Source organism: Bacillus cereus, from assembly GCF_002561295.1.
GTDB lineage: Bacteria > Bacillota > Bacilli > Bacillales > Bacillaceae_G > Bacillus_A > Bacillus_A cereus_S.
Genome location: NZ_NTUG01000020.1, coordinates 144,336 through 169,196 on the forward strand (window position 1 = coordinate 144,336; position 24,861 = coordinate 169,196).

Below are 24,861 nucleotides of genomic sequence, written 5' to 3' on the forward strand. Positions count from 1 at the left end.
TTTGTTTAAGAGATTGTCATACAAGAACCTGGACCACCTGTGAAGGAAAGATCACAGCTTCCTTGTTCACTATATAAATCTGCAACTTGTTCGCGATGAGACGTAGGGATGACAAAACGATCTTTATATTTTGCAATCGCAAGAAGACGGTACATATCTTCTACATCTTCTTTCGTTAAACCGAGGTTTTCTAATACAGCTTCATCTGGTTCTTTATTTATTTGCAATGCTCTCATATGAGTTCGCATGACAGCCATTTTTTTCAATGTGAGACGAATGTGTGATTCATCTCCTGCTGTTAGTAAGTTAGCTAAATATTGAATTGGAATACGCATATTATCGATAGCCGGGAAAATTTCTTCTGCTTTCCAGTTGCTTCCTGTTCCTTCCACCATATTCATAATTGGGCTGAGCGGTGGAATATACCAAACCATCGGCATTGTACGATATTCAGGATGAAGAGGAAGGGCAATTTTCCAATCAATAATCATTTTATAAATTGGTGATTCTTGAGCTGCTTTAATCCAGTCTTCAGGAATCCCTTGTTTTTTTGCTTCAGCTGCTACTTCTGGATCGTTTGGATCTAGGAAAACAGTAAGCTGAGATTCATATAAATCTTTTTCGTTTTCTACTGAAGCCGCTTCTTGTACTTTGTCAGCGTCATATAACATAACGCCGATATAGCGAATGCGTCCTACACATGTTTCAGAGCAGATTGTTGGCATACCAGCTTCAATACGTGGGAAGCACATTGTACATTTTTCTGCTTTATTTGTTTGCCAGTTGAAATACACTTTTTTATATGGGCAAGAAGATACACAGAATCTCCAAGCACGGCATGCATTTTGGTCAACAAGGACAATCCCGTCTTCTTCACGTTTATACATCGCGCCAGATGGACAAGAAGATACACAAGATGGATTCATACAATGTTCGCAAATGCGAGGTAGATACATCATAAAGACATTTTCGAAGTCTGTTTTAATATCTTCTTCCATTTTTTTTACGTTCGGATCTTGCAAGCCTGTTATATGTCCACCTGCTAAATCATCTTCCCAGTTTGGACCCCATTCAATTTTGTCGATAAATTCGCCGGTAATTGCTGACTTTGGGCGAGCTACTGGCTGATGTTTACGCTGCGGGCTGTTTGTTAATGTTTCATAATCATAGTTCCAAGGTTCAAAGTAATCATCAATCGTTGGTTGATCTGGATTATGGAAAATGTTCATAAGCCGCTTCATTTTAGAACCAGATTTCAGTTGGATTTCACCGTTTTTTAATTCCCAACCGCCATTATATTTTTCTTGGTCTTCCCACTGTTTTGGATAACCAATGCCAGGTTTTGTCTCTACGTTGTTGAAATACATATATTCAGCACCTGGACGATTCGTCCAGGTGTTTTTGCATGTTACGCTACAAGTATGGCAGCCGATGCATTTATCTAGGTTCATTACCATTCCGACTTGCGCTTTAATCTTCAAGCCAATCTACCTCCTTCAGTTTGCGGATTACGACGTTTAAGTCACGTTGATTCCCAGTTGGACCGTAGTAGTTAAATCCATAGCTTAATTGGCCGTATCCACCAATCATATGTGTTGGTTTCACGTGAATACGTGTTGGACTATTGTGTGTCCCGCCGCGGTTGCTCGTTAATTTCGTACCAGGCACATTAATGTGACGATCTTGCGCATGGTGCATAAAGGCCATTCCTCTCGGTATGCGGTGCGTTACAACAGCACGCGCTACAACAACACCGTTACGGTTGAAGCATTCGATCCAATCATTATCTGCCACGCCAGCTTCAGCAGCATCATCTTTGTTCATCCAAACAGTTGGGCCACCTCTAAAGAGTGTTAACATCGGTAAGGAATCGAAGTACATACTATGAATTGACCACTTATTATGCGGTGTTAAATAGTTTAGTGTAATTTCTTTTCCTTCTACTTCAGGACGTGATTTACGGAACGGTTTATGCTGCAGAATTGGCTTGAACGTTGCCATTGTTTCACCGAATTCCTTCATCATATCGTGATCTAAGTAGAATGATTGGCGACCAGTTATTGTTCTCCAAGGAATAAGACGCTCAACATTTGTTGTAAATGGTGAGTAACGACGTCCGCCTTTTTCAGAGCCGGTAAAGGCAGGAGAGGTAATGACTGTTTTTGGTTGCGCCGTAATTTGTTCGAATGTGAAGCATTCTTCTTCACGTTCTGCTGCTAAATCACGAAGCTGTAAATCTGTTTGTTTTTCAAGAGCTTCCCATGCTTTTACAGCCATATGCCCATTCGTTGTAGAAGAAAGAGTTAACACTGCTTCGGCAGCATTGATGGCCTCTTTAATGTCAGGGCATCCTTTTGCGATAGAGTCAGTGCGAATAACGCCTAATCGACTCTTTAATTGTTCATATTCTTTTTCTGCTGACCAAGAAATCCCTTTCGTACCAATTGGCTTGCCAGCGTTTGGTCCAAGTGCTGTCATCTTGTCATAAATCGTTTTATAATCTCGCTCGACAACATGAATTTGCGGCATTGTTTTTCCTGGTATTGGTTCACACTCACCTTTGCTCCAGTCTTTAATCTTGCCAAGCGGCTGTGCTAATTCTTGCGGTGTATCGTGAAGAAGTGGTGTTGCGACAACTTCTTTCATTGGTTCAAGGTCAAGTTCTGTCGCTAACTTAGATACTGCTTTCGAAAGGGAGTTGAAAATATCCCAGTCAGAGCGCGCTTCCCAAGGTGAACCGATTGCTGGATTAAATGGATGTACGAATGGATGCATATCTGTACTACTTAAATCATGTTTTTCATACCAAGTTGAGGCAGGAAGAACGATATCAGAATACAGTGCTGTTCCGGCCATACGGAAATCTAAGTTGATTAGTAGATCAAGCTTTCCTTCAGGTGCTTCTTCATGCCACTTAATTTCTTCTGGTCGTAATGAATCACTATCGTCATTCATTAATCCATTTGTTGTACCTAATAAATGTTTTAAGAAATACTCATGTCCTTTACCAGAACTTGAAATTAAGTTTGCGCGCCATACGAATAAGTTGCGCGGGAAGTTATTTTTGTTATCAGGGTCTTCAATTGCAAATTTCAGTTCTTTTTCTTTTAGTTTTTGCGCAACATATTTTCCGATTTCTTCCTGTGTTGTTGCGCCACTAGCGACAGCTTCTTTATATAATTCAATTCCGTTTTTCTCAAATGTTGGATAGGAAGGTAACCATCCAAGACGAGCAGCTAACACATTGTAATCACCATGATGTTGATAGCGTGAGTTACCGACAATCGGCGAAGCTAAGTGTCCAACTGGTGTATCTTCATAACGCCATTGATCTGTTACGAAATAAAAGAAGGATGTACCGTTTTGTAGTTTCGGTGGACCTTGCCAGTCTTTTGCCATTGCGATTGTTTGCCAACCTTCTGCTGGACGTAGTTTTTCTTGCCCAACGTAATGTGCCCAGCCCCCGCCGTTTACACCTTGTGCACCAACGAGAAGAACAAGATTTAGAACTGCGCGGTAAATCGTATCAGAGTTAAACCAATGGTTAATACCAGCACCGACAATAATCATGGAGCGGCCGTTTGTATCAACCGCATTTTGAGCAAACTCACGAGCGATTTGAATAATGAGTTCACGTTTTACACCGGTCATTTTTTCTTGCCATGCTGGTGTAAATGGTACATTATCATTAAAGTCTTTCGGCTCTTGCCCGCCAAGGCCGCGGTTCACACCGTAGTTTGCTAACGTTAAGTCGTATACAGTTGTAACGAAAATGTCGCCTTCTTCAGTCGTGATTTTTTTCACTGGAATTGTACGTTCTAGCACTTCGTTTCCTTCATCAGAGAAGTATGGAATTTGTACAGTTCCAACCGCATCTTCCATACCGAGTAAAGAAAGGCGTGGATCAATTTTTTCGCCTGTTTGTTCATCTTCCAAACGCAAGTTCCATTTCTTTTCGTTATCCCAGCGTGAACCCATTGTGCCATGAGGTGTTGCAAAATCATTGGCATTTTCGTTCCAAAGAACAGGTTTCCATTCACCAAGCTTTGTTTCACGACCAATATCATTTGCGTTTAAGAAACGATCGGCAACAAATTGGTCCCCTTGTTTTTTTAATGTGACAAAGAACGGGAAATCAGTATATTGTTTTGCGTAATTTGTGAAATACTCCACTTGTTGATCGACGTAAAATTCTTGTAAGATAACGTGTCCCATTGCCATTGCAAGTGCTCCGTCTGTACCTTGTTTTACGCTAATCCAGTCATCGGCAAACTTTGTAGATTCCGCAAAGTCAGGACTTACGGAAACAACTTTCGTTCCTTTGTAGCGCACCTCTGCTAAGAAGTGAGCATCTGGCGTTCTTGTCATCGGTACGTTTGAACCCCAAGTCATAATGTAACCAGAGTTATACCAGTCACTGCTTTCTGGTACATCCGTTTGATCACCCCAAATTTGCGGAGAAGCCGGAGGTAAGTCAGCGTACCAATCATAGAAGCTAAGCATCGGGCCGCCCATAAGTTGCATAAAGCGGCTACCAGCAGCGTGGCTTAACATCGACATAGCTGGAATTGGTGAGAAACCAACATTTCGGTCTGGGCCATATTTGATTACTGTATAAAGTAGAGAAGCAGATACAAGTTGTAACACTTCATCCCAATTTGCTCTAATGAATCCACCTTTACCGCGTGCCCCTTTATAAGCGCGCGCTTTTTCAGGGGTTTCCACAATGCTTTTCCAAGCGTCTAGCGGTGATTTGTGATTTTGTAGTTCTTCTTGCCACATATTCCAAAGTACACCGCGTACATATGGATATTTCACGCGAAGTGGACTATAAATGTACCAAGAAAAACTTGCGCCACGTGGACATCCTCGTGGTTCAAAATCAGGCATATCAGGGCCGGTAGATGGATAGTTCAGCTCTTGACCTTCCCAAGTTACAATTCCATCCTTTACGTAAATGTTCCAGCTACAAGAACCAGTGCAGTTTACACCGTGTGTAGAACGAATTACTTTATCGTGTTGCCACCGTTTTCTATACACGTTTTCCCATTCGCGATCTTCATATGTTTCTTGCGTGTGGTTATTGTTATAACGATCTATTGGAGAAAAATATTTTAAACGTTTCATTAATGCTGAAGGTTTCTTCTTCATACTGTTCACTCCTTTATTGCGTCTCTCTTGCTTACTTTCAATATAAGAGAGCGCGTCAAATAGAGATGTGATATCTATCACAGTTCAACAGATTGTCAAAATTCAGATTTATCGCGCTTTTTTCGGGCAGTAAGACCCCTGCCTCAAGATTAGGAGAAAAAAGAGGAAGATAGGTGGAGGATCAATTGCCCGTAAAATCCCGATTGGTGAGGGTTAATAATTAGTGAGGGATGAAGAAAACCACTACTGATTAAAGTTTCACTTTATAACATTTTTTGGGAAGTTGTGACATTTTTCACATCGAAGAGTGATTCTTTTTTGTAGAGTAAAGGAGAAAGAACAAAGAGTAGCCTCTCCAATAGAGAGGCTACTCAATACTACAAACAGAGGCAGGACAATCTTCACAAGCAATTTCGCATTTTAAAAATTGCAAATTATGAATCGTGATTTTGCCTTTGTGGATGGAAATAATTCCTTGTTTTTTTAAGTCGTTTAACATACGGTTGACACTTTCACGTGAAGTTGCGCAGAAATTCGCAAGTTCTTGATTTGTTAAGGGGAGATCGATTAGGATTCCGTTTTCTTTTAATACGCCATAACTATTCGTCATACGAATAAGAGTTGAATAAAGAGCTCCCTTTTTCCCATGTAACACTAAATCACGGAATTTCGTTTGCATTCTTCTTAAATGTTCGCTAATCCATTTCATAAATTCGAAGGAAAGAGCTGGTTTTTGGAACAATTCTTTTTCTAAAGCATCTCGTTTAATTACGCCAACCTCAACATTTTCAAGGCATTTTGCATTTAATAAATACTTTGCATTATCCGTAAATAATGTTAGCTCTCCAATAATATCGTGAGTTGAACAAATGCGAAGTGTTAACTCCTGTCCATCAGCACTAATTTTACTAATCTGCACTTTTCCAGAGTGAACAATATAGAGTTCTTTTGCCTCCACACCTTCCTGAAAAATATAACTTCCTTTATTAATCTGCATTTTATATTCAACAGATGCAAGCAATTCCTTTAAATCTTCTGATAATGCCGTACGGTTTGTCACAGCAATCACCTTTCTTTTAAAAGCAGTCTACTTCTTATTGTGGGTGTAAACATGGTGAAAATGCAAGAAATATCTTTCTATTATAGGTGATAAGTTCATATGTAGCTGTGAACAAGCGCACATTTCATACTAGAAAGAAGAGTGTCTTTTGTAGACACTCTTTTACATTACTTAATCCATTCCACAATCATATCCATCGTTTGACGAGTTTTATCACGTTTTGGTTCTTCCAAGCGATAACCGAAGGCAACTAAAACAGACACCCCGAATGTATCATCTGAAATAATTCCCTCTTCTTTTAAAATCGCATCTACTTTTTCTTGCTGGAATCCTTCAATAGGGCAAGAATCAATCCCGATTTGGGCAGCGGCAGTCATCATATTACCAAGGGCGATGTATGTTTGTTTAGAAGCCCAATCAAACATTGCGCGGTCGCTTTCTAATAATTGGAAATCATTTTCTTGAAATTCCTTATAAAAACCACGTTTCATTGTTATGACTTCCTCTGGGAGCTGCTGAATGTTTTGCATAAAGTTAGAAATATAGGAAGAGTTATAAATCATTTCTTCTTTTTTACGAGCTAATATAACGACAAAGTGGCTTGCTGTTGGTAATTGTTTTTGCGCGCCCCATGCTACAGGGAGGAGCTTGTTACGAATATCTTGATTTTGAATGACAACAAATTTCCAAGGCTCAAAACCAAATGAACTTGGAGAAAGGCGGCCAGTTTCTAAAATAAAATGAAAATCTTCATCAGAGATTTTTTTATTTACATCAAATTCTTTACATGCATGTCTAAATTGATAAGCTTTTAAAATTTCTTCTTTTGTATGTTCCATTTAAACAACCACCTTTTAATAATTTGCTTTTTTATAGTAAGTTGATTACAAAATTGATTCTACAATAGTAAAATAAATGATGTAAGTACGCACATTTTTAGCATATAGTATCAATTTGTATACTAATGGAGAGTGACAAAATGGAACAGAAGGATGTAAATCGTTGTTCGGTTGAGATAACGTTAGATGTAATCGGTGGGAAATGGAAGGGAGTTATCTTATTTCATTTAATGAATGCCAAAGAGATTCGTTTTAATCAATTTGTACGATTGATGCCCGGCATTACACAACGCATGCTAACGAGGCAGCTTCGAGAACTTGAAGCGGCTGGAGTAATTCATCGTGAAGTATATAAAGAAGTTCCGCCAAAAGTGGAGTATTCTTTAACGGAATTCGGAAGGTCTCTTACACCAATTATTGCACTTATGCGTGAGTGGGGAAATGAGTATCGTGCGCAAATAAAGTAATTGTAACTGAAATGTGAATAAAATTTGAACGAATTTGTGAAGAATTTTTGAATGAAGAAGGCGATGTGAGAAATATCACAACGTACTTTCTTCTTCTTTTTTATGATGGAGGCAACTAAAAGACATAGAAAGTGAATAAAGAGCTTGAGCAAAAACATCGCAGTTTAAAAATATATTATAATAGAATGAAGACAGATAGAATTTAGCAGAAAAGGAGGGATGACGATGCGCGAGAAGATTACAGATTCTTTGCAGCGTCCGCTTCAAGATCTACGCATCTCTGTCATTGATCGTTGTAATTTCAGATGCACCTATTGTATGCCTGCTGAAGTGTTCGGGCCTGATTATGCATTTTTGCAAGAAGAATTTTTGCTTACATTTGATGAAATTGAACGATTGGCAAAATTATTTGTAGGCATGGGTGTAAAGAAAATTAGACTTACAGGCGGGGAGCCGTTACTACGCAAAGATTTACCGAAGCTTATTCAAAGGCTTGCGAAACTGGACGGTTTAACAGATATTGGACTTACGACAAACGGGATTCACTTAACAAAGCAAGCAAAGGCGTTAAAAGAAGCCGGATTACACCGAGTGAATGTGAGTTTAGATGCGATAGAGGACGATGTGTTTCGGGAAATTAACGGCCGAAATATCAGTACAAAACCTGTATTAAAAGGGATTGCGGCAGCAAAAGAAGCCGGTCTTGATGTGAAAGTAAACATGGTTGTGAAAAAAGGAATGAATGATGGCCAAATTCTTCCGATGGCTGCTTATTTCAAAGAACAGAAAATTCCGCTTCGCTTTATTGAATTTATGGACGTTGGTAGTACGAATGGCTGGAATTTTGAACAGGTCATTACGAAACAAGAATTGATTGAGAAAATTAGTCAAGTATATCCAATTGAGCCTGTAGATCCTCATTACTTTGGGGAAGTTGCGAAGCGTTATCGTTATGTGGGTAGTGATGTGGAAGTTGGATTCATCACTTCAGTTTCTGAATCTTTCTGTTCTTCCTGTACGAGAGCGCGTATTTCGGCGGATGGTAAATTTTATAATTGTTTGTTTGCAACGAAAGGAACCGATTTAAGAAGTTTGCTTAGAGAAGGTATTTCAGATACAGATTTATTACAGGTTGTGCAAAATATATGGGAATATCGAAAAGATCGGTATTCTGATGAACGGACGGAAGAAAGCGCAAATAACCGTCCGAAAATTGAAATGTCTTATATAGGAGGATAAGAAAGGGGGATGCCGTGTGCAGGAGCGTTATTCAAGGCAAGTATTATTTTCTGGAATCGGCGGGACGGGGCAAAGAAAAATAAGAGAAAAGCATGTACTGATTATCGGTGCAGGTGCACTAGGAGCAGCAAGTGCAGAGGCGCTTGTTCGAGCGGGAATCGGGACATTGACCATTGCTGACCGTGATTATGTTGAGTGGACTAATTTACAAAGGCAACAGTTGTATACAGAAGAAGATGCAAATCAGTATAAGCCAAAAGCGATTGCAGCAGCTGAACGCTTAAGGCAGATTAATTCGGAAGTAGAAATCGTACCAGTTATAACGGATGTAGCGGTGCAAGAGATGGAGGAATTAATCAAGGGTGTGGATTTAATATTAGATGCGACTGACAATTTTGAGACACGTCTTCTTATTAATGATATTTCTCAAAAATACAATATTCCTTGGATATATGGTGGATGCGTTGGTAGCTACGGTGTCACATATACAATCCTTCCAGGGAAAACGCCATGTTTCCGTTGTTTGATGGAGCATCCGACCAGTGGGGTAACATGTGATACGGCGGGAATCATACAGCCAGCTGTCCAATTAGTTGTCAGCCACCAAGTGACAGAAGCACTTAAAATATTGGTAGAAGATTTTGGAGCGCTTCGTGAAACGATGTTGTCATTTGACCTTTGGAACAATCAGTATATGGCATTTAAAGTGAACAGGCAGAAAAAAGACAAATGTCCATCTTGCGGAAAACTACGTACGTACCCAAGTTTAACGTTTGAATCACAAATGAAAACAGAAGTATTATGTGGCAGGAATACGGTTCAAATTCGTCCGGGAGTGCCGCAAACTCTTAATTTAGAAGAAATTAAAAAGCGCTTACAAAAAAGTGTAGATGTACAAATGACGCCCTATTTATTATCGTTTCTAGTTGATGACTATCGTTTTGTTTTATTTACAGATGGCAGAGCATTTATTCACGGGACGAATGATATGACGGTGGCGAAAGGGTTGTATGCGAGATATATAGGTTGAACCTAAAGGAAAGCCTTTAGGTTCAAGGGATTAGGACTGTGGATGTCTAACGTAGTCTCCGCTTTTCCCGCCTGTTTTTTCAAGTAAATATGTTTCGCCAATAATCATACCTTTATCAACAGCTTTACACATATCGTACACGGTAAGAGCAGTTGCAGAAGCTGCTGTTAAAGCTTCCATTTCAACGCCGGTGCTACCTTCTGTTTTGACTTTTACTTCAATTAGTAAACGATATTGTTCTTTCGCTGTTTCCCAGTCAAAGGAGACATCTACTCCTTTTAGAAGTAAGGGGTGGCACATTGGAATAATATCAGAAGTGCGTTTAGCGGCCATAATACCAGCGATTTGTGCAACGGCTAATACATCGCCCTTACCAATTTCGTTGTGAGAGATTTTATCATAAATTTCTTTCGTAACTAAGATGCTAGAGCAAGCAATTGCTGTTCGCACAGTAGTTTTCTTATCGCTAATATCGACCATTTTTGCACGGCCTTGGTCATTGAAGTGAGTAAATGAAGACATAGAGTACCTCCTTGAAGTCATTGCTATTATGATTAGCATTGTACAATATAAAGTTTAACCAAGATGTGATATTTTGCAAATATGGGGTGAAAACAATGTTAGAAAAACGAGTACCAATTCCAGTTGCTGAAGCAGTAGCAAGGGTGATGAAATACGCCCAGCAAGGAGAAATAGAAACAGTTTCTATTACAGAAAGCTACGGAAGAATTCTTGGAGAAGATGTTGTAGCAGATCATGATGTACCGCACTTTGACCGCTCTCCATATGACGGATTTGCAATTCGAGCGGAAGATACAAAAGAGGCAAGTCAGAACAATCCAGTTGAGTTTGAAGTAGTCGGAGAAATTGGAGCTGGTTCAGTCTTTACAGAAGAAGTAAAGGCTTTTGAGGCTATTCGAATTATGACAGGCGCAGCCATTCCAAAAGGTTGTGATGCAGTTGTCATGTTAGAACTGACGGAAGGATTTGAGCTTAGCGGTAAAACGTATATGAAGTTAAAGCGCTCCCTTCAAGCAGGTGATAATGTTTCGTTTACAGGTGAAGATGTGAAACAAAATCAAATCCTTGTGAATAAAGGGACGAAGATTAATCCAGGTGTAGCAGCACTATTAGCGACGTTTGGTTACAATTCAGTAAAGGTTGTGAAACCGCCTGTTGTCGGAATTGTAACGACGGGAAGTGAACTGCTAGAAGTACATGAGCCTCTTCAGCCAGGAAAGATTAGAAATAGTAATTCCTATATGATTGCAGCCCAAATTGCTAGAGTAGGCGGAATCGTTAAGTATTATGGGCAGCTGGCTGATGATTTAGAAGCTTGCTATGAAGCAGTGAAAACAGTGATGAATGAAGTGGATATTTTAATCACAACAGGTGGTGTTTCGGTAGGTGATTACGATTACTTACCTGCGATTTACGAAAAATTACAGGCGAATGTTCTTTTTAATAAAATTGCGATGCGGCCAGGGAGTGTCACAACAGTAGCTGAAGTAAATGGGAAATTGTTATTTGGATTATCAGGTAACCCGTCTGCTTGTTATGTCGGTTTTGAGTTACTTGTTCATCCAGTTATTCAAACGTTCCTTCATGTGAAAGAACCACATGCATATCGGGCAGATGCAATTTTACAGAAAGACTTTCCAAAGGCAAATCCATTTACGCGATTTGTAAGAGGAAAAGTAGAGTTTGTTAATGGACAATTGCAAGTTATGCCAGTAGGACTTGATAAATCGAGTGCGATTTCTTCTCTTGCAGATAGCAATGCTTTTATTGTTCTACCAGGAGGAACGAGAGGATTCGAAGCGGGAATGACGGTTTCCGTGTTATTGCTAGAATCGAACGAAGGAAGTGAGTGGCCGTGGGCAGAACCACTCCAATCTTACAAATAGTTGGTTATCAAAATAGCGGTAAAACGACGCTTACGGAGAAACTGATTCAAGCTTTTTCAGGGGAAGGAATGAAAGTTGCCACAATTAAGCATCACGGACATGGTGGCTATCCAGAAGTACCACAAAAAGATAGTGAACGGCATAGGCAAGCTGGTGCTGTAGTGAGCGCTGTAGAAGGAGCAGGTTTATTATCACTCTCTTCTGTTCGGAAGGAGTGGCCTTTACAGGAAATCATTCGCTTATATAATTTTTTTGAAGTAGACATGGTTTTAATTGAAGGATATAAAGCCGAAAATTATCCAAAAGTGGTTTTGCTTCGGTCAAATGAAGATATTACTTTATTAGATAAAGTAGAGAATGTGATAGCGGTTATTACGTGGAATGATGCTGTGCAAAGTTTACAAGAAACATACAAAACATTTCATATAACAGAGGAAGAAGCTTATATGGAATACTTTGTACAAACAGTAAGGGGTGCAAGATGACGCAGACGTATTATGAAGTAATAGATACACCAATTTCGATTGAAGAGGTTACAAAGAAAGTCATTCGCCGCGAATGTGGTGCTGTGACAACTTTTATTGGTACGGTAAGAGAGTTTACGAAAGGGCGCCGCACACTATATTTAGAATATGCAGCTTATAAGACAATGGCTGAGAAAATGCTCGCCAAAATCGGGGAGGAAGTGAAAGAGAAGTGGCCTGAGACACATGTTGCAATCACACATCGCATCGGTACACTTCAAATTTCTGATATCGCCGTTATTGTTGCTGTATCAACGCCACATAGGAAATCGGCGTATGAAGCGAATGAATACATCATGGAACGCATTAAACAAATTGTTCCGATTTGGAAAAAAGAATTTTGGGAAGATGGAGACTCATGGATTGGTGATCAATTAGAAAAAACACCTTATCCAAATGGAGAACCTGGAAAGGAGATGGGAAAATGATTCAAGTATTATTATTTGCGCATTTACAAGAAGAAGCCGGAACAAACGAGCTAAAAATAGACTGTGAAAATATTACCGTTGCAGAATTAAAGGATATGATCCAGAAAGAACATCATATCGCAGTTTCTGATCAACTTATGGTGGCTATTAATGAAGAATATGCAAATGCAGATGACAAAATACAATCTGGTGATGTTGTTGCATTGATTCCGCCAGTGAGCGGTGGTTGATTTTTTCCAGTCTAATCACGGAAGTACGTGATTAGACTGGAGGGAATTAACATATATTGTGAAACATTGAACAAAATAGGAGGCGAGAAGGATGAAAAGTACGAATTTTCAGTTAGGTTTACAAACTTCTAATCTTATTATTGGCTTTATGGTTTGGGTGATTTTATCTTCGTTAATGCCATTTATTAAAGCAGACATTGCGTTAACAGCAGGACAAATTTCCCTTGTTACAGCAGTACCCGTTATTTTAGGGTCGGTGCTTCGAATACCAATTGGTTATTGGACCAATCGTTACGGAGCGAGAAAATTATTCTTTATAAGTTTTATTATTTTACTATTCCCTGTCTTTTATATTAGTATTGCGAATTCGATGATGGATTTAATTATTGGTGGCTTATTTGCAGGGATTGGCGGAGCAGTATTCTCTGTAGGTGTAACGTCTTTACCGAAGTATTATCCGAAAGAGCGTCACGGTTTTGTAAATGGTATTTACGGGGCAGGTAATGTAGGAACAGCAGTTACATCTTTCTTAGCACCTGTCATTGCGACTTCATTTGGATGGAGAGCAACTGTTCAATCCTTTTTAATCTTACTTGCTATTTTTGCACTATTGAATTTTTTACTAGGTGATCGTAATGAGAGAAAAGTGAACACACCATTAATGGAACAGTTAAAAGGTGTATACAAAAATGAAAAACTTTGGTTCTTGTGTATTTTCTATTTCTTAACTTTCGGTTCATTCGTAGCCTTTACGGTATACTTACCAAACTTCTTAGTATCTCACTTTGGGTTAGAAAAAGTAGATGCAGGTATGAGAACAGCTGGATTCATCGTCTTAGCAACAATTATGCGCCCAATTGGTGGTTGGCTAGGTGATAAATTTAATCCATTTAAAATTTTAATCTTTGTATTCATCGGTTTAACACTATCTGGTATTATTTTATCGTTTATGCCAAGCATGAATGTATATACATTTGGATGTTTACTCGTCGCATTTTGCGCTGGGATTGGAAATGGAACAATCTTCAAACTTGTACCGATGTACTTTTCCGAGCAAGCAGGGGTCGTAAACGGACTCGTTGCAGCTTTAGGTGGTTTAGGAGGATTTTTCCCGCCGTTAATTTTAACGTTACTATTCCAGCTAACAGGCCATTATGCGATTGGATTTATGGCACTGTCAGAAGTAGCGCTTGCATGTTTAATTATTACAGTGTGGATGTATAGTCAAGAGAAGCTGTTAATGATGTTGAATCATAAATAGAGGAAATGATTGTACTGTTTCTTAAAAGGAGAGAAAAACAAAGCAGCATGATTCTAGTTTTTATACTAGGGTCATGCTGTTGTTTATATTGGTTTGAGAATCTGACCGCTTCCACGCATGGCTGGAGCCTCTCTTCCATCAAAAAGAAAGGGTGTATATTAGCTCTTCAATTTGTATGCAAAAAAAAATAGCCGTCAGCTATTTTAAATTTGAATATATAAGTTTCATATTAATGATTGATCGTATCTTGCAAGAAATCTGTTGCTTGATTTTCTGAAACATTTTGCACAAGTGCAACTTCACTAATTAAAATTCTGCGTGCGTTATCTAGCATTTGCTTTTCACTCGCATTTAATGCTCTTTCTTTATTGCGGCGAATTAAATCACGAACAACTTCAGCGCCGTCTGAGAGATCCCCATTTTTCATTTTCTCCATATTCATGGTATATCTTTGTTTCCATGAGAGTGAGGAGTCAGCTTCACCATTATGGAAGCCAACTAATACATCGTTTAATGTGTTTTTATCGACAATATAACGTATGCCTGAAGTTGCTACTTTGTCCATAGGAATCATCACTTGCATATCGCTAATCACCATGTGTATTACACAATACTGACGTGTTTTTCCTAACACTTCTTTATCCTCAATTGCTTCGATTATTCCTGCTCCGTGCATAGGGTAAACAATTTTATCACCAATTTGAAACAAATCATCCACCTCCATATGTGGTAACTACACTTAATGATAACACATATGGAGAAAAATATCAAATTTATTATATTAACATACGATATATATCCGTGTCAATAATTTTTAAGGTGAAATTTTTATCTCATTTCCCTTAAAAAAAATAAAGTGTTTTTTAAGGGGAAGTTGAGGGGCTTTCGGTGAAAAATGCAAAGCATATCCACTTATTTTTAATCATAAAATGTAAAATCGCTAATACAATATACCTAAATCCGTTCTTTTTAAAGGAGGGAGAGAAGGTGGGGCGCACAATAAAAATTGATATTACAAATAAGGTAGTAGCAAAATTCAAATCAAATTATTTAGAATTATATACGAGTAAATTTATGATAGGTAAGTTTTATGTCTATACTGAAGATAAGAAATATGTGTTAGAAGACGGATATATATATGAAGATGGTAAGTTTTATCGCATCATAGATACGCACCGTGGCAATAATCATGCGATCTAGGATGGTGTTAACATGATTCGCGTTAAGGTGTTCGATGAAAGTCATGAGAAGGACTTAGAAGACTCCGTAAATGTGTTTTTGAAGAAGCTTGATGAAAATCAATTTGTAGATATTAAATATCAAGTTGGTGTATCCATTAATGATGATGAAAATCAAATTTATTGTTTTTCGGCGATGGTTATATATAAAACATAAAAAAGAGCTGCTGAGTCAGCTCTTTTTTATGTTTTTAAGTAGGGATTACATAAGTTGACATAAAACCAAAAGGTGTTATATTATGAAAAGCGAAACCAAAAGGTATTGTATTTTAACGCCTAATAAAGGAGACATAATATGAACGAGCAAAATACATTACAAGATATTACACAAACAGTTGTTTTTGAAGCGCCTATTCAAAAGGTATGGAATACAGTATCTACTGCGGAAGGAATTGCATCTTGGTTTATGCCAAATGACTTTGAGCCGAAGGTAGGGCATGAGTTTCATGTACAATCACCTTTTGGACCATCTCCATGTAAAGTGTTAGAAATTGATGAGCCTCATCGTCTATCTTTTTCGTGGGATACTGATGGCTGGGTTGTTTCGTTCATTTTAAAGGATTTAGGTGACAAAACGGAGTTCACCCTTATTCACGGCGGATGGAAACAGTCTGATGAGAAGATTTCGAAAGCGAACGAGAAAGCTTCTGTCATTCGCGATAGAATGGCAGGCGGCTGGGTAGCAATCGTAAATGAAAAATTGAAAAAGGTTGTTGAAGGCTAAGTGTCCTCATCAGCAGCAAAATATGACGTCTTTCAAGCAATTGCTGATCCAACGCGCCGAGAAGTACTCCGGTTATTAACAGAACAAGAATTACCGATTTCTAAAATAACAGATCATTTTCCGATGAGTCGTACAGCAGTAGCGAAGCATCTTCACATTCTTTCAGAAGCGAAATTAGTAAGCGGAAGAAAGGTTGGAAGAGAAAAGATATATTGCTTACAGCCTGAGCCGTTAGCGGAATTACAACAATGGCTTTCGTATTATGAGCAGTTTTGGAATAATAAATTGTCTATGCTGAAATATGTGGTGGAGAATGAGAAGTAAGTGTTGTTATATATATGAGGAATGTGAAGGTGTAAATTGGTAAATGAAATTATATCAGCGATTTTTCCAATATATCGACCATTTCTCACCATATATCGGCGCAAATTAGAATATATCGACGATTCGACAAAAGATATCGACCTTTCAACAAATAATGACAAAAAAACAAGAGTCTACTGACTCTTGTTTCCCAATATGCTGAAAAGGCTGATCGCTATAAGCGATCAGCCTCTTTTTTTACTGTTCAGCGGTCTGCTTAGCTGGCTTTAATAGAAGCCATCCAATAAATAGCGTAAGAAGTGCAAGCGCAAATGTACTCATATAAATAACATGAACGCTCGAAGCCAATGCCTCTTGAGATTCTGTTACTACATTAGTTGCTGCACCGTGTCCGCCTGAGGAGACTAAATCGAGATTTTTAATGCCTTGTGCGTGGATCATCGTATTAAAGATTGTTCCGAAGATAGCTGCACCTAATGTTTGGCTAAATGTATTAATAAATGTGTTTAAGCCGACTGCTGTACCGCGCGTATGGGCAGGGACAGCTGCTTGAATGGTTACCATATAAATTGGTGTAATGAGCCCCATTCCTAAGCCGAAGAGTCCAACTGCAATATAAATAAGAAATGCTGGTGAATGAGTTGATAAGATGAATAATAAGAAGGTAGCGACTGATAAAATGCTAGCTCCAAGTAAAATGATTTGTTTCGTTTGTAACTTACCAACTAAATTCCCAGAGAAAATTGCACCGAATGTCCACATAACAGGAATTGGCATGAGAATAAGTCCGGCTTCTGTTGCATTTTTACCTAATACACCTTGGCTCCAAATCGGCAGGTACATTGTAATACTAATAATCATTGCACCAGCGATCAGTGTTAAAATATTTACAGTTGATAATGTACGGTTAGAGAAAAGTGCTAACGGAATTAATGGCTCCGGAGATTTCTTCTCTACGAATAAGAAAATAATGAATGAAACAGCCGCAAAGATTAAGAGGCCAATAATTGTAATATCTCCCCAGTTTTGCTTACTGCTTCCTGTTAAAAGTGCATAGAGTAACGCGATTGTACTTAGTGAGAAAATAATTGCACCAGGATAATCGATATGATGTTTCGCTGGTTTGATTGATTCTTTATACGAAATGGCAATCATCGCGCAAGCAAGAATTCCAAATGGAACGTTTAAGAAAAAGATGTAGCGCCAAGAAAGTGAATCTACTAAAAATCCACCTACTAGTGGGCCGATAACGCCTGAAACGCCCCAGACAGCACTCATCCAGCCTTGCGCTTTTGCGCGATCTTTTGCTTCACTGTATAAGTCTCCGATAATCGTCATTGTAATTGGCATAACAGCGCCTGCGCCTAGACCTTGAAGAGCACGAAATACAATTAATTGTTCCATCGATGTCACGACTCCACATAGTGCAGAACCGATTAAAAAGATGGCTGCGCCGATGAGCAATACTTTTTTACGACCAAATAAATCGGCTAATTTGCCATAGATTGGAGTTGAGACTGCTGTTGCGAGCATATAAATTGCATATACCCAGCTAACAAGTTCAACGCCAGCTAAATCGCTCGTTATACGAGGGATTGCTGTACTAACAATCGTTCCTTCTACAGCAGAAAGGAACGTCATTAACATTAAAGATATCATGACTTTTTTTCGCATATGTTTTCCCCTTTGTTTCGATTGTTCAACATTATAAAATATAAAGCTACTAAGCTATATAAAGCAATAAAAAAGAAACAGGAGTGGAAAGAATCCACTCGTGCTTCTTTTTTTAGTACTGCATTTTCGCGTTTTGTCCTGCGGTTGTTCCAGCAATTCGGCCTGTAACAAGAGCAGAAGTAATATTATAGCCGCCCGTGTAACCGTGAATATCAAGAACTTCTCCGCAGAAGTATAGGCCGTTCATGAATTTAGAAGCCATTTCTTTCGGATAAATTTCTTTAACAGAAACACCACCGCCTGTAACGAATGCTTTTTCGAGTGGTTGCGTACCGTTTACTGTTATTTTAAACTCTTTGAAGTCTTTCACAAGTGCACGAATCTTTTCGTGAGAAACTTGTCCAGCTTGCTCGCTACCGTCAATTCCGTTTCTTTCTAATAAGAATAGGAAGTAACGCTCAGGAACATATCCTTTTAACACATTTTTGATTCCTTTTTTCGGTTCTTCTTTCATTTGTTTCATCATGTGCTGGAAGAGTTGTTCGCCATTTTCTTCTGGCAGTGCATCGATGCTCATTTCTACCGCGCGCATTTTAAATTTTTTCATCGTTTTTACAACGAATTGACTACAACGAAGAGCAGCGGGACCAGAAATACCAAAGTGGGTAAAGAGCATGTCCATCTTATGAGAAATGACAACTTTACCTTTTGGATTTAATACGCTTAAGTTTACATCGCGTAAAGCAAGTCCTTGTAGTGTACGATCACGAATAAATGGTTCGCTTGAAGTAATTGGAACTTCTGTTGGGAAAAGTTCAGTAATGGTATGCCCAGCTTTTTCAGCCCAAGCGTAACCGTCTCCAGTCGAGCCGGTGTGAGGAACAGATTTCCCGCCAACAGCAATCACGACATGATTTGTTTCCAAAACCTCACCTGTTTGAAGGACAACTGCTTTTGTTTGACCATCTGCATATTCAATCGTTTCAACAGGTGTATTCGTACGGATTTTAACGCCTAGTTCGTTTAGTCTCGTTAATAAAGCATCTACAACTGATTGTGCTTTATTAGAGACAGGGAACATCCGGCCATGGTCTTCTTCTTTTAACTTCACGCCAAGTTTTTCGAAGAATGTAATAATATCTTCATTATTAAAGATAGAAAACGCGCTGTATAAAAAGCGACCGTTTCCTGGTATATGTTTGACAATTTCATCAAGCGGTAAGCGGTTTGTTACGTTACAGCGGCCGCCTCCAGAAATGGCAAGTTTACGTCCAAGTTTATTTCCTTTATCAAGAAGTAAAACGCGCGCGCCTTCTTCAGCAGCACCGATTGCGGCCATTAATCCTGAAGGGCCTCCTCCGATGACAATAACATCATAATGCATAGTATATCGACCTCATTTTCTACATTTCCTGCCTAAAAGAATAGCATGTTTTCATAGAAAAGAAAAATTCAGTGAGTTACTGTTTCTCTAAAGAATTGTGGTACAATACAAAGGTTAGAGTTCAGCGTTATATTATGTAGGAGGATCATCTATGTCCGATTCAAAATTTCTGCGCGGAACGCTTATTGTGACGTTAGGGACTTTTTTAGTTAAGTTCTTAGGCATGATTTATGTCTTTCCATTTCATGCCTTAGTTGGCACAGAAGGCGGAACGCTCTATACGTATGGATATATTCCATATACGATCTTTTTAAGTATTGCAACGGCAGGGGTGCCGCTTGCTGTTTCAAAATTTGTTTCTAAATATAATGCGCTTGGAGATTATAAGACGAGTAGGAGAATGTTCCGCTCGGGAATGGTTATGATGATTATATCAGGAATCCTTTCCTTCCTAGTTCTTTACATGTCTGCGCCATTATTTGCAGAAGCAATGCTTGGAAAACAAAGTGTACACAATAATATAGAAGAAGTTACACAGATTATTCGCCTTGTAAGTTTTGCGCTTATTGTTGTACCTGCAGCGAGTTTAATTCGTGGTTTCTTCCAAGGTCATCAATCAATGGGACCAACGACAGTTTCGCAAATTATTGAACAAATTATTCGCATTGTCTTTTTACTAGCGGGTAGTTTTATTGTCATTAAAGTAATAGGAGGATCAGTAGCAGAAGCAGTTGGAGTGGCAACTTTTGCAGCATTTGTTTCAGCTGTAGGAGCGCTCGGTGTACTCATTTGGTACTGGTTTAAACGCAAAAAGCATCTCGATCAATACGTAATTGAACAAACTGTTCCAGAATCAACAGTAAGTACAATTCAGTTATTTAAAGAATTATTTGCATATGCCATTCCTTATGTTGTGATTGGATTAACAATTCCGTTATATCAACAAATTGATACATTAACATTTAACTCTATCATGCAAGCAATTGGACAAGGAGATATTGCAGAGCGAGCACTTGGTATTTTTACGATGTGGACGCATAAGTTGATTATGATTCCTGTGTCGCTTGCAACGGCGTTTAGTTTAACGCTTGTTCCAGCAATCACAAAATCATTTACAGAAAAACAATTTCGTTATTTAAAACTACAAATTACGCAAACATTCCAGGCAAATATGTTTTTAACATTACCAGCGGTAGTTGGTATTTCTACGCTTGCGTATCCAATTTATACAGCGTTTTATGAAAAGGATCCATTAGGTGGACAAATTCTTATGTGGTATGCGCCAGTTGCATTGTTATTTGCTTTATTTACAGTAACTGCGGCAATCTTACAAGGAATTAACCAACAAAAGCATGCAATTATTGCGCTTGGTATGGGCGTTATTTTGAAATTCTTATGTAACGTAATCTTTATTCGTTACTTCGGTACAATTGGAGCCGTTTTAGCAACTGCTGTCGGTTTCTTAGCTTCCGTTTGGTATACGAATAGACAAATTCGTAAACATGCACACTATTCATTCGATGTCGTATATAAGAGAACGTTCCAAATTGCTGTATTAACACTTGTGATGGTAGTTGTAGTAAAACTAACAGAAGGACTTCTATCCTTTGTAATTTCGCCTGATAGTCGTTTTGGCGCACTCATTACAGTTGCGGTTTGTGCAGGGATTGGTGGCCTTACTTACGGAATTTTAGCAATGCGCACAGGTGTACTTGAAAGAGTATTTGGCGGAGAAGCTTTAGAGAAGATTCAGCGTAAGCTTGGTGGTAAGCTAAAAATAAAGATGAAATCAAAAGGGGCGTAATACACGTCCCCTTTTCTATGATAAATACAAGAAGGTGAAAGAATGAGATTAGATAAGTTATTAGCAAATATGGGATATGGAAGTAGAAAAGAAGTAAAGAAATTATTAAAGGACGGCGTTGTGAAAATTGATGGGACGCCAGTTAAAGATGCAAAATTCCATGTGAATGTAGAAGAACAAGAGGTTATGATTCACGGTGAGATTGTTGAATATAAGGAATTTGTATATTTAATGATGCATAAACCACAAGGTGTCATTTCGGCAACGGAAGATGATAATCATGAAACAGTTGTTGATTTATTAGAATTAGAAGATGCAATCTTTGATCCATTCCCAGTTGGGAGACTTGATATTGATACGGAAGGATTCTTGTTACTAACAAACGATGGGAAACTAGCGCATCAGTTATTATCTCCGAAAAAACACGTGCCGAAAAAATATTATGCACAGGTAGCTGGTATTGTAACAGAGAAAGATGTAGAAGAATTTGCAAAAGGTGTTATTTTAGATGATGGCTATGAAACGAAGCCAGGTGCGCTTACGATTTTGAAAAGCGATGATGTGTCTGAAATTGAGCTTGTCATTACAGAAGGAAAATTCCATCAAGTAAAGCGTATGTTTGAAGCGGTAGAGAAAAAAGTTGTCTACTTAAAGAGAACAGAAATGGGACCTTTAGTGTTAGATGAAGAATTAGAACTTGGTCAATACCGTGAATTAACAGATGAAGAAGTGGAAATGTTAAAAACATATCAAGTTCAAACGGATAATTAAGATTGAGGCCGATTCCAAAAATAGAAAGAACCCCTTTCTGATTTCACAGAAAGGGGTATGTATTATATTTTAGATACAATTGTTTGTTGTTATGAGGTCATTCTCACTTTCTTTCCTGTTGTTGTCCACTTACCGCGGCAAGGGCTATACACGAGTTCATTAAACTGCAACACATTCAGATCACGTTGTATTGTTCGCGGTGTGATCCCGAACTCATCTACAAGGTCTTTCGTCGTTACCGTACCATTCTCATTGATGTACATATAAATTGATTTAATGCGTGTTAGCATACGAGTAGTCGTAGGTTTCAAGAGAAAACCACTCCTCTACTAGTTTTTTTGACCCCATTCAGGAAAGAAGGTCCTTACTTCCATTGTACTCCACTTGACAAATTTCATGCTTTAACCTAGTTAAATTTTACAAAAGTTTAACAAATAATAAAATAGAAAAATATTGGTAGTTGACACTCTTTATGTCTCTTCTATCAACTACCACATAAATTTCTACGTAAAACGCCAAATTCCTGCAAATTTTTTTAGAAAAATAAAAGAAAAACTAATATGAACTATCTGAAATATTAAAATTGTTCGTTATTGAGTATGATCTTGTTGGCATATCGGATTTTCGTTTGCTATGATGAAAGAGAGAATATAGAAGAGGTGAATGAGTTATGTCAGCAATTAATTGGACAGAAGAAGTTGAGAAAAGAAAAGATGAATTAATTCGTGACGCGCAGCAATTCTTGCAAATTAAAAGTGTATGGGAAGAAGAGACGGCAAAAGAAGGTGCACCATTTGGAGAGGGTGTAGCAAAAGCATTATCCTTCATGTTACAGAAAGGGGAAGTAGACGGATTTACTTCGAAAAATTTAGAAGGGTATGCAGGGCATCTGGAAATGGGACAAGGAGAAGAGTTAGTTGGTATTCTTTGCCACGTTGATGTTGTACCAGAAGGAGATGGTTGGACAACTCCTGCATATAGCGCTGATATTCGTGATGGAAAGATTTTTGCACGTGGTGCGATTGATGATAAAGGACCAACGATGGCAGCTTATTACGCAATGAAAATTGTAAAGGAATTAGGATTACCACTTTCCAAACGCGTTCGTATGATTTTAGGAACGGATGAAGAAAGTAACTGGAAATGTGTTGATCACTACTTTAAAAATGAAGAAATGCCAACGCTTGGGTTTGCACCAGATGCTGATTTTCCTATTATTAATGCGGAAAAAGGAATCTCTGATATACAAGTTGTACAACAAAATAGCGAAACAAAAGGCGGAGAATATGAGCTTGTTTCATTCTCTTCAGGTCGCCGTTTAAATATGGTTCCTGATTTTGCAGAAGCAGTACTTATGACTGAAGAAGCAGGGAAGATTAAAAATACATATGAACAATACTTACAAGCTGAGAAGAGAACAGGTAAAGCAAATGTAGAAGGAAATACTGTGACGTTACAAGTAGAAGGAGTTTCTGCTCACGGTTCTACTCCTGAAAAAGGTGAAAATGCGGGTCTCTTGCTAGCAAACTTCTTAACAACGATCGCTCTTGATGATAAAGGTGCTTCATTTGCAGCATTTGTTACAGAAACATTTACGAACGATACGCTTGGAGAAAAAGCAGGAATCGCTTATAAAGATGAAATTAGCGGACCATTAACAATCAATGTAGGTCGCCTTTCTTATACGAAAGCGGAAGGTGGAAATCTAGGATTAAATGTACGTTATCCGGTAACGACGAATTTTGAAGAAACAGTGCAAAAATTAAAAGATTATGTTGGAGCAAAAGGATTCCAAGTCGCTGATTACTCTAACTCACGTCCACATCATGTTGATAAAGATCATGTTTTAATTCGTACATTACAACGTGTGTATGAAGAACAAACAGGAGAAAAAGCAGAGCTATTAGCAATCGGCGGTGGTACATATGCTCGTTCGTTACAAGCTGGTGTAGCATTCGGACCGCTATTCCCTGGTAAAGAAGAACTTGCCCATCAAAAAGATGAGTATATTGAAATTGAAGATTTATTAAAAGCAACAGCAATTTACGCACAGGCAATTTATGAATTAGCGAAATAGGTTGATTGCATGATGATATGTGACCGCTCTCCATTGGGAGGGCGGATTTCTTTATATTATTGGAATGAGATACAGAAGAAAAGCAACAATAATAAAAAAGGAGCGGATGTAAATGGTACCACATTATTTTTTAGCAGTTACCTTGCCGAATCATGTAAAAGAAATACTGGCAAATTATAAAGAGGTAATGAAGGACAAGTTACCATTTCGCTCGTGGGTACATAAGGAAGACTATCATATTACACTTGCATTTTTAGGGAGTGCGACGCAGGAACAATTGCAAGGAATAGAGAAAGAATTACAACTCCTTGTGAATATACCAGAATTAAATCTCGCGCTGCACAATTTTTCTACATTCGGTCTAATAGAGAGCCCTCGTATATTTTGGGCAGGATTAAAAGAAAATCAAGCATTAGTTTCTGTACAGAAACAAGTGCATGCGATTTGTGAAAGAAACGGTTTTTCGCTTGAAACACGTCCTTATCATCCGCATATTACCGTTGCTCGTAAGTGGGTTGGGGAAGAAAAATTTAACCTTAAAAATCTGAAGCAATTGGAAACAGTATTGTTTCAGGCTGATACCATTACATTGTACGAGTCTCATGTCCATCAAACTCCAAAATATAAGCCAATTTATGAAATAAAGTTACAGAACTTTAAAGTGTAAAAACGTTTCTTAATGAATGTGAATATACTATAAAAAGTAGTAAGCTTGTGTGTAGTTTCATT

General features: G+C 38.4%; 24 protein-coding genes and 1 pseudogene. 16 read left to right on the plus strand and 9 right to left on the minus strand.

Features of this window, described 5'->3' with window-relative positions:
• Positions 1 to 5 precede the first annotated feature (5 nt).
• From narH to CN373_RS13810, 4 genes are all read right to left on the minus strand, one after another.
• Positions 6 to 1,481 carry a nitrate reductase subunit beta gene (gene narH, locus CN373_RS13795; protein WP_098359543.1) on the minus strand — a complete coding sequence of 492 codons (1,476 nt, stop codon included), beginning with the start codon at positions 1,479 to 1,481 and terminating at the stop codon, positions 6 to 8.
• Positions 1,471 to 5,151: a nitrate reductase subunit alpha gene (locus CN373_RS13800; RefSeq protein ID WP_000729044.1), complete on the minus strand. Its 3,681-nt coding sequence runs from the start codon at positions 5,149 to 5,151 to the stop codon at positions 1,471 to 1,473. Before CN373_RS13800 ends, narH begins: the two co-directional genes overlap by 11 nt.
• A gap of 367 nt (positions 5,152 to 5,518) precedes the next feature.
• Positions 5,519 to 6,211, minus strand: a complete 693-nt coding sequence (locus CN373_RS13805; protein ID WP_000184982.1) for a Crp/Fnr family transcriptional regulator — start codon at positions 6,209 to 6,211, stop codon at positions 5,519 to 5,521.
• 167 nt (positions 6,212 to 6,378) lie between these two features.
• A complete protein-coding gene (locus tag CN373_RS13810) occupies positions 6,379 to 7,050 on the minus strand; it encodes an NAD(P)H-dependent oxidoreductase (protein ID WP_000401381.1) in 672 nt (223 codons plus the stop codon).
• 140 nt (positions 7,051 to 7,190) lie between these two features.
• Here CN373_RS13810 and CN373_RS13815 point away from each other — a divergent pair, with 140 nt between their 5' ends.
• The 3 genes from CN373_RS13815 to CN373_RS13825 all read left to right on the plus strand — a co-directional run bounded on the left by CN373_RS13815 (position 7,191) and on the right by CN373_RS13825 (position 9,786).
• Entirely contained in the window at positions 7,191 to 7,517 is a 327-nt protein-coding gene (locus CN373_RS13815; RefSeq protein ID WP_098359544.1) for a winged helix-turn-helix transcriptional regulator, read from the plus strand.
• Between the two features lie 225 nt (positions 7,518 to 7,742).
• A complete protein-coding gene (moaA, locus tag CN373_RS13820; protein ID WP_098359545.1) occupies positions 7,743 to 8,756 on the plus strand; it encodes a GTP 3',8-cyclase MoaA in 1,014 nt (337 codons plus the stop codon).
• Between the two features lie 16 nt (positions 8,757 to 8,772).
• Positions 8,773 to 9,786: a molybdopterin-synthase adenylyltransferase MoeB gene (locus tag CN373_RS13825; protein WP_001158149.1), complete on the plus strand. Its 1,014-nt coding sequence runs from the start codon at positions 8,773 to 8,775 to the stop codon at positions 9,784 to 9,786.
• A gap of 30 nt (positions 9,787 to 9,816) precedes the next feature.
• Here CN373_RS13825 and moaC read toward each other — a convergent pair whose 3' ends face one another.
• Positions 9,817 to 10,308, minus strand: a complete 492-nt coding sequence (gene moaC / locus CN373_RS13830) for a cyclic pyranopterin monophosphate synthase MoaC (protein WP_000094152.1) — start codon at positions 10,306 to 10,308, stop codon at positions 9,817 to 9,819.
• A 95-nt stretch (positions 10,309 to 10,403) separates the two neighbouring features.
• Here moaC and CN373_RS13835 point away from each other — a divergent pair, with 95 nt between their 5' ends.
• The 5 genes from CN373_RS13835 to CN373_RS13855 all read left to right on the plus strand — a co-directional run bounded on the left by CN373_RS13835 (position 10,404) and on the right by CN373_RS13855 (position 14,136).
• Positions 10,404 to 11,693 carry a molybdopterin molybdotransferase MoeA gene (locus CN373_RS13835; RefSeq protein WP_098359546.1) on the plus strand — a complete coding sequence of 430 codons (1,290 nt, stop codon included), beginning with the start codon at positions 10,404 to 10,406 and terminating at the stop codon, positions 11,691 to 11,693.
• Positions 11,657 to 12,178, plus strand: a complete 522-nt coding sequence (gene mobB, locus CN373_RS13840) for a molybdopterin-guanine dinucleotide biosynthesis protein B (protein ID WP_033664308.1) — start codon at positions 11,657 to 11,659, stop codon at positions 12,176 to 12,178. Before CN373_RS13835 ends, mobB begins: the two co-directional genes overlap by 37 nt.
• The gene (locus CN373_RS13845; protein WP_000195324.1) at positions 12,175 to 12,645 is read left to right on the plus strand and encodes a molybdenum cofactor biosynthesis protein MoaE; all 471 of its coding nucleotides are present in this window, start codon (positions 12,175 to 12,177) and stop codon (positions 12,643 to 12,645) included. Before mobB ends, CN373_RS13845 begins: the two co-directional genes overlap by 4 nt.
• On the plus strand, positions 12,642 to 12,875 hold the full coding sequence (gene moaD / locus CN373_RS13850) for a molybdopterin converting factor subunit 1 (protein ID WP_000616901.1): 234 nt from the start codon (positions 12,642 to 12,644) through the stop codon (positions 12,873 to 12,875). The genes CN373_RS13845 and moaD overlap by 4 nt, the downstream gene beginning before the upstream one ends.
• A gap of 91 nt (positions 12,876 to 12,966) precedes the next feature.
• Entirely contained in the window at positions 12,967 to 14,136 is a 1,170-nt protein-coding gene (locus CN373_RS13855; RefSeq protein WP_098359547.1) for a nitrate/nitrite transporter, read from the plus strand.
• Between the two features lie 229 nt (positions 14,137 to 14,365).
• On the opposite strand, the gene CN373_RS13860 is transcribed toward CN373_RS13855, so the two are convergent.
• On the minus strand, positions 14,366 to 14,860 hold the full coding sequence (locus CN373_RS13860) for a CarD family transcriptional regulator (RefSeq protein ID WP_002058119.1): 495 nt from the start codon (positions 14,858 to 14,860) through the stop codon (positions 14,366 to 14,368).
• Positions 14,861 to 15,123: 263 nt separating this feature from the next.
• Here CN373_RS13860 and CN373_RS13865 point away from each other — a divergent pair.
• The 4 genes and pseudogenes from CN373_RS13865 to CN373_RS13880 all read left to right on the plus strand — a co-directional run bounded on the left by CN373_RS13865 (position 15,124) and on the right by CN373_RS13880 (position 16,422).
• Positions 15,124 to 15,347, plus strand: a pseudogene (locus tag CN373_RS13865) (DUF2553 family protein).
• A gap of 1 nt (position 15,348) precedes the next feature.
• On the plus strand, positions 15,349 to 15,531 hold the full coding sequence (locus CN373_RS13870) for a sporulation protein Cse60 (protein WP_000621753.1): 183 nt from the start codon (positions 15,349 to 15,351) through the stop codon (positions 15,529 to 15,531).
• A gap of 138 nt (positions 15,532 to 15,669) precedes the next feature.
• A complete protein-coding gene (locus CN373_RS13875) occupies positions 15,670 to 16,098 on the plus strand; it encodes an SRPBCC family protein (RefSeq protein WP_001005357.1) in 429 nt (142 codons plus the stop codon).
• On the plus strand, positions 16,099 to 16,422 hold the full coding sequence (locus tag CN373_RS13880) for an ArsR/SmtB family transcription factor (protein WP_000098846.1): 324 nt from the start codon (positions 16,099 to 16,101) through the stop codon (positions 16,420 to 16,422).
• A 237-nt stretch (positions 16,423 to 16,659) separates the two neighbouring features.
• Here CN373_RS13880 and CN373_RS13885 read toward each other — a convergent pair whose 3' ends face one another.
• Together CN373_RS13885 and CN373_RS13890 are read right to left on the minus strand one after the other, a co-directional pair.
• The gene (locus CN373_RS13885) at positions 16,660 to 18,096 is read right to left on the minus strand and encodes an MDR family MFS transporter (RefSeq protein ID WP_001227996.1); all 1,437 of its coding nucleotides are present in this window, start codon (positions 18,094 to 18,096) and stop codon (positions 16,660 to 16,662) included.
• Between the two features lie 112 nt (positions 18,097 to 18,208).
• Positions 18,209 to 19,480 (minus strand): NAD(P)/FAD-dependent oxidoreductase, encoded by a 1,272-nt coding sequence (locus tag CN373_RS13890; RefSeq protein ID WP_098359548.1) that lies wholly within the window; start codon positions 19,478 to 19,480, stop codon positions 18,209 to 18,211.
• A gap of 151 nt (positions 19,481 to 19,631) precedes the next feature.
• Between CN373_RS13890 and CN373_RS13895 the strand changes: the two genes are divergently transcribed.
• Positions 19,632 to 21,284: a putative polysaccharide biosynthesis protein gene (locus tag CN373_RS13895; RefSeq protein ID WP_098359549.1), complete on the plus strand. Its 1,653-nt coding sequence runs from the start codon at positions 19,632 to 19,634 to the stop codon at positions 21,282 to 21,284.
• A gap of 42 nt (positions 21,285 to 21,326) precedes the next feature.
• A complete protein-coding gene (locus CN373_RS13900; RefSeq protein ID WP_098359550.1) occupies positions 21,327 to 22,055 on the plus strand; it encodes a pseudouridine synthase in 729 nt (242 codons plus the stop codon).
• Positions 22,056 to 22,144: 89 nt separating this feature from the next.
• On the opposite strand, the gene CN373_RS13905 is transcribed toward CN373_RS13900, so the two are convergent.
• Positions 22,145 to 22,366, minus strand: coding sequence for a DeoR family transcriptional regulator (locus tag CN373_RS13905; RefSeq protein WP_000805512.1), 222 nt, complete (start codon positions 22,364 to 22,366; stop codon positions 22,145 to 22,147).
• Between the two features lie 359 nt (positions 22,367 to 22,725).
• Between CN373_RS13905 and pepV the strand changes: the two genes are divergently transcribed.
• Together pepV and thpR are read left to right on the plus strand one after the other, a co-directional pair.
• A complete protein-coding gene (gene pepV, locus CN373_RS13910) occupies positions 22,726 to 24,132 on the plus strand; it encodes a dipeptidase PepV (RefSeq protein WP_001274283.1) in 1,407 nt (468 codons plus the stop codon).
• A gap of 112 nt (positions 24,133 to 24,244) precedes the next feature.
• Positions 24,245 to 24,799: an RNA 2',3'-cyclic phosphodiesterase gene (gene thpR / locus CN373_RS13915; protein WP_000248922.1), complete on the plus strand. Its 555-nt coding sequence runs from the start codon at positions 24,245 to 24,247 to the stop codon at positions 24,797 to 24,799.
• The last annotated feature ends 62 nt before the right edge of the window (positions 24,800 to 24,861 follow it).

Excerpts from the sequence above, each read along its gene's own strand:
- CN373_RS13800 (WP_000729044.1), bottom strand. The coding sequence starts at position 5,151 with ATGAAGAAGAAACCTTCAGCATTAATGAAACGTTTAAAATATTTTTCT.
- CN373_RS13810 (WP_000401381.1), bottom strand. The coding sequence starts at position 7,050 with ATGGAACATACAAAAGAAGAAATTTTAAAAGCTTATCAATTTAGACAT.
- CN373_RS13815 (WP_098359544.1), top strand. The coding sequence starts at position 7,191 with ATGGAACAGAAGGATGTAAATCGTTGTTCGGTTGAGATAACGTTAGAT.
- moaA (WP_098359545.1), top strand. The coding sequence starts at position 7,743 with ATGCGCGAGAAGATTACAGATTCTTTGCAGCGTCCGCTTCAAGATCTA.
- moaC (WP_000094152.1), bottom strand. The coding sequence starts at position 10,308 with ATGTCTTCATTTACTCACTTCAATGACCAAGGCCGTGCAAAAATGGTC.
- CN373_RS13835 (WP_098359546.1), top strand. The coding sequence starts at position 10,404 with ATGTTAGAAAAACGAGTACCAATTCCAGTTGCTGAAGCAGTAGCAAGG.
- CN373_RS13845 (WP_000195324.1), top strand. The coding sequence starts at position 12,175 with ATGACGCAGACGTATTATGAAGTAATAGATACACCAATTTCGATTGAA.
- moaD (WP_000616901.1), top strand. The coding sequence starts at position 12,642 with ATGATTCAAGTATTATTATTTGCGCATTTACAAGAAGAAGCCGGAACA.
- CN373_RS13855 (WP_098359547.1), top strand. The coding sequence starts at position 12,967 with ATGAAAAGTACGAATTTTCAGTTAGGTTTACAAACTTCTAATCTTATT.
- CN373_RS13860 (WP_002058119.1), bottom strand. The coding sequence starts at position 14,860 with ATGGAGGTGGATGATTTGTTTCAAATTGGTGATAAAATTGTTTACCCT.
- CN373_RS13870 (WP_000621753.1), top strand. The coding sequence starts at position 15,349 with ATGATTCGCGTTAAGGTGTTCGATGAAAGTCATGAGAAGGACTTAGAA.
- CN373_RS13875 (WP_001005357.1), top strand. The coding sequence starts at position 15,670 with ATGAACGAGCAAAATACATTACAAGATATTACACAAACAGTTGTTTTT.
- CN373_RS13885 (WP_001227996.1), bottom strand. The coding sequence starts at position 18,096 with ATGCGAAAAAAAGTCATGATATCTTTAATGTTAATGACGTTCCTTTCT.
- CN373_RS13890 (WP_098359548.1), bottom strand. The coding sequence starts at position 19,480 with ATGCATTATGATGTTATTGTCATCGGAGGAGGCCCTTCAGGATTAATG.
- CN373_RS13895 (WP_098359549.1), top strand. The coding sequence starts at position 19,632 with ATGTCCGATTCAAAATTTCTGCGCGGAACGCTTATTGTGACGTTAGGG.
- CN373_RS13900 (WP_098359550.1), top strand. The coding sequence starts at position 21,327 with ATGAGATTAGATAAGTTATTAGCAAATATGGGATATGGAAGTAGAAAA.
- pepV (WP_001274283.1), top strand. The coding sequence starts at position 22,726 with ATGTCAGCAATTAATTGGACAGAAGAAGTTGAGAAAAGAAAAGATGAA.
- thpR (WP_000248922.1), top strand. The coding sequence starts at position 24,245 with ATGGTACCACATTATTTTTTAGCAGTTACCTTGCCGAATCATGTAAAA.